The sequence below is a fragment of the Laceyella tengchongensis genome (assembly GCF_900182735.1).
Lineage (GTDB): Bacteria > Bacillota > Bacilli > Thermoactinomycetales > Thermoactinomycetaceae > Laceyella > Laceyella tengchongensis.
The window spans coordinates 1-13051 of sequence record NZ_FXTU01000002.1; the positions used below are offsets into that span (position 1 = coordinate 1).

Annotated in this window: 12 protein-coding genes and 1 rRNA gene; all 13 read right to left on the reverse strand. The window is 50.0% G+C overall.

Features of this window, described 5'->3' with window-relative positions; translation table 11 throughout:
- Window positions 1-83: ribosomal RNA gene (locus QQZ12_RS03615) — 23S ribosomal RNA — on the reverse strand; the annotation flags it as partial.
- A 1021-nt stretch (window positions 84-1104) separates the two neighbouring features.
- Window positions 1105-2817 carry a proline--tRNA ligase gene (locus tag QQZ12_RS03620; protein ID WP_284723996.1) on the reverse strand — a complete coding sequence of 571 codons (1713 nt, stop codon included), beginning with the start codon at window positions 2815-2817 and terminating at the stop codon, window positions 1105-1107.
- A gap of 238 nt (window positions 2818-3055) precedes the next feature.
- On the reverse strand, window positions 3056-4315 hold the full coding sequence (gene rseP / locus QQZ12_RS03625) for an RIP metalloprotease RseP (protein WP_284723997.1): 1260 nt from the start codon (window positions 4313-4315) through the stop codon (window positions 3056-3058).
- 41 nt (window positions 4316-4356) lie between these two features.
- On the reverse strand, window positions 4357-5514 hold the full coding sequence (locus QQZ12_RS03630) for a 1-deoxy-D-xylulose-5-phosphate reductoisomerase (RefSeq protein ID WP_102992707.1): 1158 nt from the start codon (window positions 5512-5514) through the stop codon (window positions 4357-4359).
- A 15-nt stretch (window positions 5515-5529) separates the two neighbouring features.
- Window positions 5530-6327 carry a phosphatidate cytidylyltransferase gene (locus tag QQZ12_RS03635; protein WP_102992708.1) on the reverse strand — a complete coding sequence of 266 codons (798 nt, stop codon included), beginning with the start codon at window positions 6325-6327 and terminating at the stop codon, window positions 5530-5532.
- A gap of 18 nt (window positions 6328-6345) precedes the next feature.
- Window positions 6346-7137: an undecaprenyl pyrophosphate synthase gene (uppS, locus tag QQZ12_RS03640; protein ID WP_022736260.1), complete on the reverse strand. Its 792-nt coding sequence runs from the start codon at window positions 7135-7137 to the stop codon at window positions 6346-6348.
- A gap of 146 nt (window positions 7138-7283) precedes the next feature.
- Complete coding sequence (gene frr, locus QQZ12_RS03645) at window positions 7284-7838, reverse strand: ribosome recycling factor (protein WP_022736261.1); 555 nt, start codon at window positions 7836-7838, stop codon at window positions 7284-7286.
- A gap of 2 nt (window positions 7839-7840) precedes the next feature.
- Complete coding sequence (pyrH, locus tag QQZ12_RS03650; RefSeq protein WP_102992709.1) at window positions 7841-8566, reverse strand: UMP kinase; 726 nt, start codon at window positions 8564-8566, stop codon at window positions 7841-7843.
- 81 nt (window positions 8567-8647) lie between these two features.
- Window positions 8648-9301: a translation elongation factor Ts gene (gene tsf, locus QQZ12_RS03655; RefSeq protein WP_022736263.1), complete on the reverse strand. Its 654-nt coding sequence runs from the start codon at window positions 9299-9301 to the stop codon at window positions 8648-8650.
- Between the two features lie 81 nt (window positions 9302-9382).
- Window positions 9383-10090, reverse strand: a complete 708-nt coding sequence (rpsB, locus tag QQZ12_RS03660) for a 30S ribosomal protein S2 (RefSeq protein ID WP_022736264.1) — start codon at window positions 10088-10090, stop codon at window positions 9383-9385.
- A gap of 167 nt (window positions 10091-10257) precedes the next feature.
- Entirely contained in the window at window positions 10258-11025 is a 768-nt protein-coding gene (gene codY, locus QQZ12_RS03665; RefSeq protein WP_284724156.1) for a GTP-sensing pleiotropic transcriptional regulator CodY, read from the reverse strand.
- Between the two features lie 17 nt (window positions 11026-11042).
- A complete protein-coding gene (hslU, locus tag QQZ12_RS03670; protein WP_284723998.1) occupies window positions 11043-12449 on the reverse strand; it encodes an ATP-dependent protease ATPase subunit HslU in 1407 nt (468 codons plus the stop codon).
- 1 nt (window position 12450) lies between these two features.
- Window positions 12451-12990 carry an ATP-dependent protease subunit HslV gene (gene hslV / locus QQZ12_RS03675; RefSeq protein WP_102992712.1) on the reverse strand — a complete coding sequence of 180 codons (540 nt, stop codon included), beginning with the start codon at window positions 12988-12990 and terminating at the stop codon, window positions 12451-12453.
- Between the last annotated feature and the right edge of the window lie 61 nt (window positions 12991-13051).

Below are 13051 nucleotides of genomic sequence, written 5' to 3' on the forward strand. Positions count from 1 at the left end.
CCCCGAAGCTTATCGGAGTTCGTCCCGTCCTTCATCGGCTCCTAGCGCCAAGGCATCCACCGTGTGCCCTTAGTAGCTTAACCTACTAGGTTTATTCGGCATATCGCTATGCCGCTCGGTATCTCCTCGGTGATTGCAACATCGACGATCAAAGAAGGATTTTCCTTCTTAACCTCGTTGCTTTATTCCATATCTAATTTTCAAGGTGCGTTTCGTTGTGATCACCGCATCGCGGCGACAAGAAATAATATATCACGCCTATAAAATCATTGCAAGTAGTTTTTTAGAAAAAATATAGCTTTCTTTTCACAGCGACCTCGCATCTCCTAAAGAAGCCAGTATTATCAAGCACTTTGCTGTTGTCAATCCTATCACGTACATAAATTAATCTCTTTCTAATATAAAAAACTCATTAGCCGAAGAAGCTAACGAATAACTAAAAGGTCGCTTTCACGGAATCCGATACAAGCTGATTGAATCGGCTATAACTTACGAGATCACAAGTATCCAACTTTTCTTATTGGCCTGCCACAATCCAATCTTCCCCGATAAATGCGTCGTGCTGATGCCCGCTCCTCAAGCTGAAGCTTTGTGATAAATGAACATGTCACGTTCATGCACAGGGGAACGATTTTGATAGGAATCCCTCGGTAGAAACTTGGAGCAATGAATGCACACTCCTATTTACTCCGCATAATCCATCATTTCTTGGCCAACACCATACGTTAGACATCAAAGCTGGTGATTCCCGCATTGGGGTCATCAAACATACAAATTTTTCCAAAGAGACACACGCCCAAGGTATTGATATGGCACCCAAAGAAATGCAATGGAACGGAATAAAAAATGTATGTAATCATTTGAGTTAGTTATGAACAACACTTGGAAGTATTTATTTGATGGACAAGTCTTACTTTGTAGCGATAATTGGTTTTAAAACGGCTCTTGATCAAATGCATCAAGCAAAATAGTCAGCAACATGTCTTTGCTACATGGTTTTTCCGTTTATCTTTGAACCCTATTTAATGTTAAACACACGATCACACACACAACAAAACCCCCTTTCTCCAAATTGATTGGGGAAAGGGGGTTCGTTCATATAACTTATTGGTCAGCCCGCTTAATCCAAGCTGGCAATTCATTCAGCAGATCGGCAACCGCCACTTCCTTACTCTCGCCCGAGCGGCGCAGTTTGATCTCAGCGAGACCCTCACCCGCTTTGGCGCCGACAGTGATCCGGACGGGAATGCCGAGCAGGTCGGCATCTTTAAATTTCACGCCCGCCCGCTCCAAACGGTCGTCAAACAGAACTTCGATGCCCGCTTGCTTCAATTCCGCATACAAGCTCTCGGCCACCCTGCTCTGCTCTTCATTCTTCATATTGACGGCAATCAGGTGTACAGTGAACGGTGCCACCGCAACCGGCCAGACAATGCCGTTGTCATCATGGTGCTGTTCAATGACCGACGCCACCACACGGGAAATACCGATTCCATAGCAACCCATGATGAAAGGTTGTTCCTTTCCATTTGCGTCCAAGAAACGGGCGTTCATCGCTTCACTGTAGCGCGTGCCTAATTTAAAGACATGGCCTACTTCAATTCCACGCTTAAAGTGGATCGTGCCGCCGCAACGCGGGCAAACGTCACCTTCTTGGATGTTGCGCAGATCGCCCACCAAATCGACGGTGAAGTCACGATCAACATGAACATGCATCAGATGAGCGTCTACTTCATTGGCACCCACAATCATGCTACCTAACTGCATGACGGCTTGGTCAGCCAGCACCTTCACCTGCTCCTTCAAACCGACCGGCCCCACAAACCCGCTCGGAACGCCAGCCACTCGGCGAACCGTTTCCTCGTCTGCCAATTCGCACACGGTGCCTTCCAACAGGTTTTTCACTTTCACATCATTCACTTCATGGTCACCGCGAACCAGAACCAGCACAGGCTCACCATCAACAACGAACAACAGGCTTTTCACCAACCGTTCCGGGCCCACTTGCAAGAATGACGCGACTTCTTCAATCGAGCGTTTTCCTGGGGTGGCTACCTTTTCAATGGCCGGGCCTGCCACTCGCTCCTCTGCTTGCGTTTCGCTGACGACGGTCGCCATCTCAATGTTAGCCGCATAGTCGCACGAAGCACACATCGCGATCGTATCTTCACCAGCTTCAGACAAGACCATGAATTCATGGGTGCCTTTCCCACCAATCGCCCCCGCATCCGCTTCTACCGCACGGAAGTCAAGACCCAATCGAGTGAAGATGTTTTGGTAAGCTTGGTACATGTCTTCATACGTTTTGTCGAGCGACTCCCGATCGGCATGGAAAGAATAGGCGTCTTTCATCAAAAACTCGCGCCCGCGCAACAGGCCGGATCGAGGCCGTTTTTCATCACGGAATTTGGTTTGGATCTGGTACAGGGACATAGGCAGTTTTTTGTAGGAATTGATCTCTCCCCGCAACAGATTGGTAATGACCTCCTCATGGGTCGGCCCAGCCGCGAATTCCCGGTCATGGCGGTCTTTCACTTTGAACAGTTCCGGGCCGTACGCGTCCCAACGACCCGTCTCTTGCCACAGTTCAGATGGATGGAGTGCTGGGAGCAACAACTCTTGGGCTCCAATGCGATCCATCTCTTCCCGCACGATGTTCGACACTTTGTTTAAGACGCGATATCCCAATGGCAGATATGTATAAATTCCCGCCGCCAATTGGCGGATATATCCCGCCCGCAACATCAATTGATGGCTGATCATTTCCGCTTCACTTACCGTACGCAAAGTCGGCATAAGCGCATTTTTTTGCCGCATACAACAATCCCTCTCTTTTTCCATTACGCTACATCACTCATAATCATACAAAAAATCGCGAAGAGATAAAAGCCGATGTTTCATTTCCCCTTCGCTTCACACATGACAAATGGCATCAGGTACATCGTTTCCCAACGCTTTATCAGCCAACTTAATTGGCTCGGCACGCATCGGATGCAAACTCGCGACATGAGAAAAACCGAAGCCCATCTTAGATGAACTTCGGTTTAATTGAAACCTACGAAAAAAAGATCTTTCTGATGTCGTTGTATGTAACGAAAATCATCAGCATCATCAACAGTGCAAAGCCGACAAAATGCACCATGCTTTCTTTCGTGGGGTCAATCGGCCGGCGACGGATCGCCTCCAAACCGATAAAAACAAGTCGGCTACCATCTAGGGCCGGAATAGGAAGTAGGTTGAAGATTCCCAAGTTCAAGCTCAACAGTGCGGTAATCTGAATCAGCGGTTCAATCCCGCTCTCAGCAGCCTTCCCAGTGATGTTGCCCATCTGGACTGGACCACCGAGGCTTTCAACGGACATTTGGCCTGTCACCAATTTGCCAAGGCTGTCCACGATCATGACCGTCCAGTCATACGTCTTGGTAAATCCAGCACCTATCGCTTCCCCGAACGAAGCTTCCCGTCTCATCTCATCGTGGATAAACTGCACGCCAATTTGATACAGCTCCCCATTTTTTTGAGGAGTGACCCCGAATTCCTTCACCTGCTCACCGCGCTTGACGGTCACCTTCACTTCCCGGCCTTTGGACTCGATCAGCGCATACCGCAATTGATCCATATTCCGAACTTCTTTGCCATCAACCGCTGTGATCAAATCCCCCGCCTGGATACCGGCTTTCGCTGCAGGCGAATTGGCCACCACTTCATCCACCGGCAACCGATCTTCAATTCCGGACATCATCGTAAGCACGGTAAAGAGGATCACCGTCAACACAATGTTGAACAAGGGGCCAGCAAAAATGGCCATCGCCTTTTGTCCAGTCGTTTTAGAACCGAACTGACGATCCAAGGGCGCGATCTGCACCACATTTTTCTGATCGTAATGAATCATCGCCTGGGGATGCAGTGTATAGTGGTGCTCGCGGCCGTCTTGATCTTCAAGCAAAATGTAAAGCTCCTTCTCCAAGTCAGCCTCCACCACGCGACCCATCACGACCGCTTGATCTTGTTGCGGAGGCTCGTAAAGGTAGACATGATCCAGCTTGTCTGCCGTCTGCGTAGCATAAACAAGCGTGCCCGTTTTCAGCTCCACCAACTCGGCATCTTCGCCAGCCATGCGCACAAAGCCGCCTAACGGCAAGGCCCGAATCGAGTACATCGTTTCCCCGTGGATCTTACCGAAAATCTTCGGTCCAAAACCGATCGCAAACTCCCTGACCAATATCCCTGCACGCTTGGCGAAGAGAAAATGGCCCAACTCATGGATAAACACCAAAAAACTCAGCACCAATATAAACACAATTACTTGTTGCATGGGTTTTCACCACCATCCGGTAATCAACAGCCTCAAACCATCTACACTGAGTGCAGCATGATGTCGGAAGCGAATTGCCGTGCCCACATGTCGGCTTCATCAATTTCTTCCAGCGATGGACAGGAAACCGGATTGTGCGCATTTAGCGCCCTCTCCACCACTTCTTCGATCATCAAGAAGGAACAGTTTCCTTTGAGGAAGGCGGCGACAGCGACTTCATTGGCCGCATTCAAAACAGTCGTCATGGTCCCGCCAGCTTTACCCGCTTCATAAGCCATCCGCAAACACGGATACCGGTTGAAATCGGCTGGGCGGAAATCGAGCCGAGCCAGCTTCAGCAAGTCCAACCGCTCTGTCATCAGCGGCAACCGGCGCGGATAGGACAGCGCGTATTGGATAGGCACTTTCATATCCGGTGTGCCGAGCTGAGCCATGACCGCCCCATCGCGAAATTCGACCAAGGAATGAATAATGCTTTGAGGATGAAGAATTACATCTATTTTCTCATATGGCAGATCAAATAACCAGTGCGCTTCAATCACTTCGAAGCCTTTGTTCATCATCGTTGCCGAATCGATGGTGATCTTGGCGCCCATGGCCCAGTTCGGATGTTTCAACGCCATTTCCACAGTGACGTCTTTCAACTCTTCCCTTGTGCGGTCCCGGAAGGACCCACCGGAGCCGGTCACTAACAACCGCACAACATCTTCAAAATGTTCCCCGTTCAAACATTGGTAGATGGCGGAATGCTCGCTGTCGACGGGAAGAATGGGAACACTGTTCCGTTTGGCTTCGGCTGTGACGATATGACCTGCCGTCACCAGTGTTTCTTTATTGGCCAAGGCCAGTTTCTTCTTCGCCCGGATGGCGGCCAAGGTAGGCCTTAACCCCGCACTGCCCACCAACGCCGACAAAACAACCGTCGCATCCTGATGTGCGGCCACTTCTATCAAGCCTTCCTCGCCCCACAACACGTTGATGTGGGATGGGATTTCCCGCGCCACTCGCTCGGCCGCCTCTTTCGATTGCATGGCGACAAGCAATGGTTGAAATTGTTTTACTTGCTCAATCATTTTATCGACATTGGTTCCGGCAGCTAGGGCAACCACTTGATATTCCTCCGGATGCTGTGCAACCACATCCAACGTACTCGTCCCAATTGAGCCCGTCGAGCCGAGAATCGCTATCTTCTCCGGCATCTTTATTCCTCCCCTTTACACCACCTGAAACAGATACAAGATGATAAACGTGAAAATGAGACTATCGAAACGATCCAACACACCGCCATGTCCAGGCAATATGGTACCGGAATCCTTCACACCTACACTTCGTTTCCAAGCGGACTCCACCAAATCGCCCACTTGCCCCACGATCGTGATCAGCAAACCAATCCCAATTGCAAACACAAAGTTGCCCAACCCCGACACGATGCAAATGATTAGACTCATCACCAGTCCAAACAGCACTCCGCCAAGCGACCCTTCAATCGTCTTATTGGGGCTAATGTCCGGCCACAATTTGCGTTGACCCCATCGTTTGCCGATGAAATATGCTCCCGAATCATTGGCCCACGTTACCAAGATCGCCAACAGCGACCATGTCAAACCGTCCGGTTTCCAAATCGTCTGCATCATGTAGGAAAACCCATACCCTATATATATGGCACCGACAAACAGATAAGCCATCTGAAAGAGATCAAACCGATTTCGGCTCAGAACGATCAGAACCATGTAAAGGGCAAGGCCACACATCATGGGGGCGGGGTCCTGCAAGAAAGCCGCTGTGGGCACCATATGCTCTTTCATCAAGCCGCTTAAAAACAGCAGCGCAACAATCCCGACACCGATGAGCGTTTGCAAGCTGGTGAGGGGAGTCCGATTCATTTTGGCATATTCCAAAAACGAGAGAACGGCCAACAAAAACATCATACCCGTATACAGCCAGCCGCCTGCATAGGCGATGAGCAAGAATCCCACAGCCCCTAATACACCTGTAATGATACGTTCCTTCATATACTATTCCCCTGTCTATTACACCGCTCCAAACCGACGCGAACGACGTTGAAAGTCTTCGATCGCTTCATAGAATATTTCATCGGTAAAGTCAGGCCAAAGTACATCCGTAAACAACAGTTCGCTATATGCCAATTGCCACAACAAGAAATTGCTGACGCGGATTTCTCCGCTGGTGCGAATCACCAAGTCGGGATCAGGCAATCCCTTAGTCAACAAATATTGACTCATCAATTGTTCATTCACTTGTTCTTTATCAATATGACCATTTTGCACGTCATCTATAATCCGGTGAACAGCTTGAAGGATTTCATCCCGAGAACCGTAATTGATCGCAAAATTTAGGATAAGACCCGTATTATCTTTGGTTTTCTCTTCAAACGCCAACAGGGCTTGCTGAGTGGCCGAGGGAGTTTTGCTTTTCTCGCCCAGCATCTGCACTTTCACGTTGCGCTCGATCAATTCATTCAAGTCGGTCTTCAAAAATTCAATGGGCAATTTCATCAAGTATTCCACTTCGTCTTGCGGACGTTTCCAATTCTCTGTGGAAAAGGAATAGAACGTTAGCACTTTGATTCCCAGCGCGTCAGCGGCGCGGATGGTTTCGCGCACGCGCTTCATTCCTTGGGCATGGCCCGCTGTCCGCGGAAGGCCGCGCTTTTTGGCCCATCGGCCGTTTCCATCTGTGATGATGGCGACATGCTCCGGCAAGGGCGCAGACTTGATGGATTCCAGCAGTTCTTCTTTCGTTCTTTTCGCGCCTTTATCTGGATTTTCTGCACTTACAAAGCGCTTCAGCGATTTGATCATAGAACATTCCCCCGAACCAAGAACTCATCTCGCCAGGGCGTGTCTGACTTTATCAGACACGCCCCAGACAAGCAAGGCTAAAGTAGATAGAAAACCCCCTCGAAAGCGAAGGGGTTCCCACCCAGACCATGCTCTATTGAACCACGTTAAATCTCCATGATTTCTTTCTCTTTGTCTCCCACCACTTGGTCCACTTCTTTGATGAAACGGTCTGTCAGTTTTTGAATTTCTTCTTGGCCGCGACGGGAAGTGTCTTCTGGAATGTCTCCGTTTTTCTCCATTTTTTTCAGCTCATCATTGGCATCCCGGCGAACGTTACGGATGGCGATTTTCGCTTCTTCACCCATTTTGCGCGCCACTTTTACCAACTCGGTTCGGCGTTCTTCCGTCAGTGCCGGAATGGTGATGCGAATGACACTCCCGTCATTGGTTGGGGTCAACCCCAACTCCGATTTCAAGATCGCACGCTCAATCTCGTTCAGAACGGATTTGTCCCAAGGCTGGATCAACAGCGTGCGCGGGTCCGGCGCCGAGATGTTGGCGGTTTGGTTGATTGGCATCTCAGAACCATAATATTCAACCATCACCTTATCCAGAATCGCAGGATTAGCCCGTCCCGCGCGCAGTGTCAACAAATCTTTCTTCAACACTTGGATGGCCTTGTCCATTTTGTCTTGCGCCTGGTTTTTCACCTGGTTCATGCTTATACGCTCCCCTTTACCAATGTTCCAATATGTTCTCCTAATAGAACGCGGCGAATATTGCCTTCTTCAGAGATGTTGAAGACAATCAGCGGAATATTGTTGTCCATGCACAGTGAGGAAGCAGTGGAGTCCATCACCTTCAGCCCTTTGCTGAGGATCTCGAGGTATGTGAGCGATTCATATTTTTCCGCATTGGGATCTTTGGAGGGATCGGCTGTGTAGACGCCGTCCACACCGTTTTTCGCCATCAAGATCACTTCAGCCTCAATTTCGGCAGCCCGAAGAGCGGCGGTGGTGTCCGTAGAGAAGAATGGGTTGCCGTTTCCAGCTGCAAAAATCACGACACGCCCTTTCTCCAAATGGCGAATTGCGCGCCGGCGGATGTAAGGCTCGGCCACTTGCCGCATTTCAATGGAAGATTGCACACGGGTGGGGACGTCCATGCTCTCCAGCGCATCTTGCAATGCAAGGGAGTTCATCACTGTAGCCAGCATCCCCATATAATCGGCCGTGGCCCGGTCAATGCCCCGCTCGGACCCTTTAATCCCACGCCAGATGTTGCCGCCGCCAACCACGACAGCCACTTCCACGCCAAGTTCCACAACCTCTTTGATCTGTTTGGCCAAAGAGTGAATCACATTAGATTCGATGCCGTAGCCCATTCCTCCTGCCAAGGCTTCACCGCTCAACTTCAAGATAACCCGTTTGTACTTGGGAGTACTCATGACGTTCCTCCGTTCCAACCAATATGCAACTTGTCTTAAAAAAAGGGGAACACATTGGCCGTGTTCCCCTATATAACTGCCTTAGTCTTTCTTCACTTGAGCCATTACTTCTTCTACGAAGTTGTCTTGGCGTTTTTCAAGACCTTCACCCATCTCGAAGCGGACGAAACGGCGAATGTTGATGTTTTCTCCAATTCTGGCGATCAATTCTTTGGTTACTTGGTCGATCGTTTTGTCGGAGTCTTTCACGAATGCTTGGTCAACCAAGCAGATTTCTTTGAAGTGTTTGGTCAGGCGGCCTTCCACCATTTTGTCGACGATGTTAGCCGGTTTGCCTTCTTGCAGGGCTTGTTGTCTGAGGATTTCACGCTCTTTTTCGATCTCTTCTTGTGGGATTTCTTCACGACGAACGTATTTGGGGTTCATCGCGGCGATTTGCATCGCAACATCTTTAACAAATTGACGGAAATCTTCGTTTTTGGCAACGAAATCGGTCTCACAGTTTACTTCAACGAGCACGCCGATCCGTCCGCCAGCATGTATGTAGGATTCAACAATCCCCTCAGCCGCAATGCGATCCGACTTTTTCTCGGCTTTGGCGATCCCTTTCTCACGCAGGTACTCGATCGCTTTGTTCATGTCCCCACCTGTTTCGGTGAGCGCTTTTTTACAATCCATCATGCCTGCGCCGGTTTTTTCGCGCAGTTCCTTTACCATAGCAGCAGTAATTGCCATGTGAGGTCCTCCTTAAGTTTTTTGCGTATAAAAAGGGGTGGGCAAGAAACGCATTTGTTTCATGCCACCCTCTTTCACTCATTAAGAAGCAGTTGTGCTTTGTTGCTCGCCTTGACGACCTTCCAAAATCGCATCAGCAATTTTGCCGGTGAACAGACGAACGGCACGGATGGCATCATCGTTACCCGGGATGACATAATCGACTTCGTCCGGATCGCAGTTGGTGTCAACAATCGCCACGATTGGGATGTTGAGCTTGCGAGCTTCGGCCACCGCGATGCGCTCTTTGCGCGGGTCGATCACGAAGAGAGCGTCAGGCAGTTTTTTCATGTGCTTGATGCCGCCCAGGAATTTCTCCAGTTTGGCTTGCTCTTTCTTCAGAAGAATTACTTCTTTTTTCGGAAGCACATCAAACGTGCCGTCTTCTTCCATACGCTCCAAATCATGCAGGCGCTCAATGCGTTTGCGGATGGTTTGGAAGTTGGTGAGCGTACCACCCAACCAACGGTGGTTCACATAGAACATATCGCAACGCGCAGCTTCTTCTTTCACTGCCTCTTGCGCTTGTTTTTTGGTACCAACGAACAGGACGTTTCCACCGTTCGCAGACAGTTCGCGTACGAAGTTGTACGCTTGTTCCATCATTTTGACGGTTTTTTGCAGGTCGATGATGTAGATTCCGTTACGTTCGGTGAAGATGTACTTGCTCATTTTGGGGTTCCAACGACGGGTTTGGTGTCCGAAGTGTACCCCAGCTTCCAACAATTGTTTCATGGATACAACTGCCATATGGGTAAGTCCTCCTTAAGTTTGGTTTTTATCCTCCGCCGAAGTCATCGAGGACAGTAACCGGGATCATACCGGCACCACCTGCCCGCTACCTCGACGTGTGTGTTCGCACCATTCAAGAATATACCATATCCATATTCGGCTACGCAAGTTGTAATCGCGATTTGTTAAGAACTGCGTAGTTTTTCCAATGCCGGCGACAGATGGTCATTTAAAATCTTGATGTGCGTCCCTTTCATGCCTAGCGAACGGGATTCGATAACACCCGCGCTTTCCAGCTTGCGCAAAGCGTTAACGATAACCGAGCGGGTGATTCCAGCTCGATCCGCAATGCGGCTGGCGACCAGCAATCCTTCTTTGCCGTTCATCTCTTCAAAAATCTCCTCGACCGCCTCAAGCTCGCTGAAGGACAAGGAGTCGATTGCCAATTGCACCATAGCCCGACACCGGGCGTCTCCCGCCGCTTTCTCCGCTTTTTGGCGGAAAATCTCCATGCCGACGACGGTCGCCGCCACTTCCGCCAACACCAGATCATCATGGACAAACGGATTACCCAGGCGCGCAAGCAACAATGTACCCAGCCGCTCTCCCCCTCCCTGGATGGGAACGATGGTGAAATAAGGGGAAAGCGGCGCCGGGTTGGCAAAATGTAACTCGCCCAGCGACTCAATATTGGCGTTCGTTTCTGAAAATCCGAGCAAACGGGCGTTGATTTCGGCAGAAATCTTTTCACCCGCATTCATATTTTCAAGCTCCACTCCGGTTCCCGACACAGGACTTCCACATCCCAATATTTTCCCTTTGCGGCTGATCACATAGATGTTGCATGCGATCACCTCACTCATGATGCGGGACATCTCCATAAAGCTGACCGCCCGCCCCTCCGCCTGTTGCAACAAGCGATTGATCCGCCTCGACTTGGACAGGAGATGCATCGCCCTCATTCTCCTCTCTATAAGATGTATTGACTCAAATCGCGATCCTCGGCAATATCTTGCAGGCGCTGTTTGACATATTGCGGCGTAATCGTAATTTCGCCCATTCTGATCTCAGGAGCCTCAAACGACAATTCTTCTAGGAGGCATTCCAGAATGGTGTGCAACCGCCGCGCTCCGATGTTTTCCGTGGAACGGTTCACTTCAGCGGCCAAGCGGGCCAATTCTTGAATGGCTTCAGGAGTAAATGTCACCTGAATTCCTTCAGTTTCTAACAAAGCCGTGTATTGCTTGATCAAAGCGCTTTTCGGCTCAGTCAGAATGCGAACAAAGTCGTCGGCGGTCAAGTCATCCAGTTCAACCCGAATAGGGAACCGTCCTTGCAATTCGGGGATGAGATCAGAAGGTTTGGACACGTGGAACGCCCCAGCAGCAATGAACAAGATGTGGTCGGTTTTGACCGGGCCGTATTTGGTCATCACTGTAGAGCCTTCTACGATAGGCAGAATGTCCCGCTGAACCCCTTCCCGGGAAACATCCAGGCCGTGTCGGTCTTTGCCCGCGATTTTGTCAATCTCGTCAAGGAAGATGATGCCGGATTGTTCTACGCGCTCTATCGCGTCTTGGGTCACCATGTCCATGTCGATCAGCTTCTGGCCTTCCTGTTGAATCAAGACTTCACGCGCGTCTTTCACTTTCAAACGGCGACGCTTCTTTTTCTTAGGCATAAATTGCCCCAACATCTCTTGCATGTTCATGCCCATCTGGTCGATGCCCATGCCTTGGAACATATCCATCATGGGGGCTTGCTCTTCGACCTCGATTTCGATGGTCTGCTCTTCCAGTTCACCCCTTGCCAGTTTGTCCCTCATTTGTTGCCGCTCACTGCGGATGCGCGCTTGCTCACTGGGATCTTGCGCCTGGCTAGACGATCCGCTATTTTGCTGGAAAAGTAGCTCCAATGGATTTTTAAAGGAAGACGCCGTTTTTTTCTCTGGTACTAATATTTCGACAATTCGTTCATCCGCCAATTGTCGCGCCTGCTCTTTGACGCTTTCCAATTTCTCCTGTTTTACCATGCGAATGCCGGTTTCAACCAGATCGCGCACCATAGATTCTACATCGCGCCCTACATAGCCCACTTCGGTGAACTTGGTCGCCTCCAATTTGACAAACGGCGCTCCAACAAGCTTGGCCAAGCGGCGGGCAATCTCCGTTTTCCCGACACCTGTTGGGCCGATCATCAAAATGTTTTTGGGCACCACTTCCTCTTTCAGGTCATCAGGCAAGAGCGAACGACGGTAACGGTTGCGAAGCGCGATGGCCACCGCTCGTTTCGCTTTATCCTGACCCACGATGTATTTATCCAATTCCGCCACAATTTGCCGTGGAGTCCATTTTTGTTGGGGATTCAATTGCGTCATGTCAAATCTCCTCCACAATGATTTGGTCATTGGTAAAGACACACACTTCACTAGCGATGCTGAGTGCGGCATATGCGATTTCCCGTGCTGTCAGATCAGGAGCGTACCGTTTTAACGCCCGCCCGGCGGACAAAGCATAGCTCCCGCCCGAACCGATGGCCAACACTTCGTCATCGGGTTCGATCACTTCCCCCGTCCCCGAGATGAGAAGCAAGTGCTCTCGGTTTAGCACGATCATCATCGCCTCCAATTGGCGCAACATTTTATCGGTCCGCCACTCTTTAGCTAGCTCGACAGCGGCCCGGGCCAAATTGCCGTGAAACTCCTCCAGCTTGGCTTCAAATTTCTCAAACAAGGTGATGGCGTCGGCAACAGAACCAGCGAACCCGGCCAACACTTGCCCTTTATACAAACGGCGCACTTTTTTAGCACCGTGCTTCATAATCATTTGATTGCCGAAAGTCACTTGCCCATCTCCAGCGATGGCGGCTTCTCCTTTATGCCTCACCGCAAAAATCGTGGTGGCGTGGAATTGACCCATATCGTGATTTCCTCCTCTTCGGTACGTCAGATTCAACATAATCCGTGCGCCAATCCAGCTT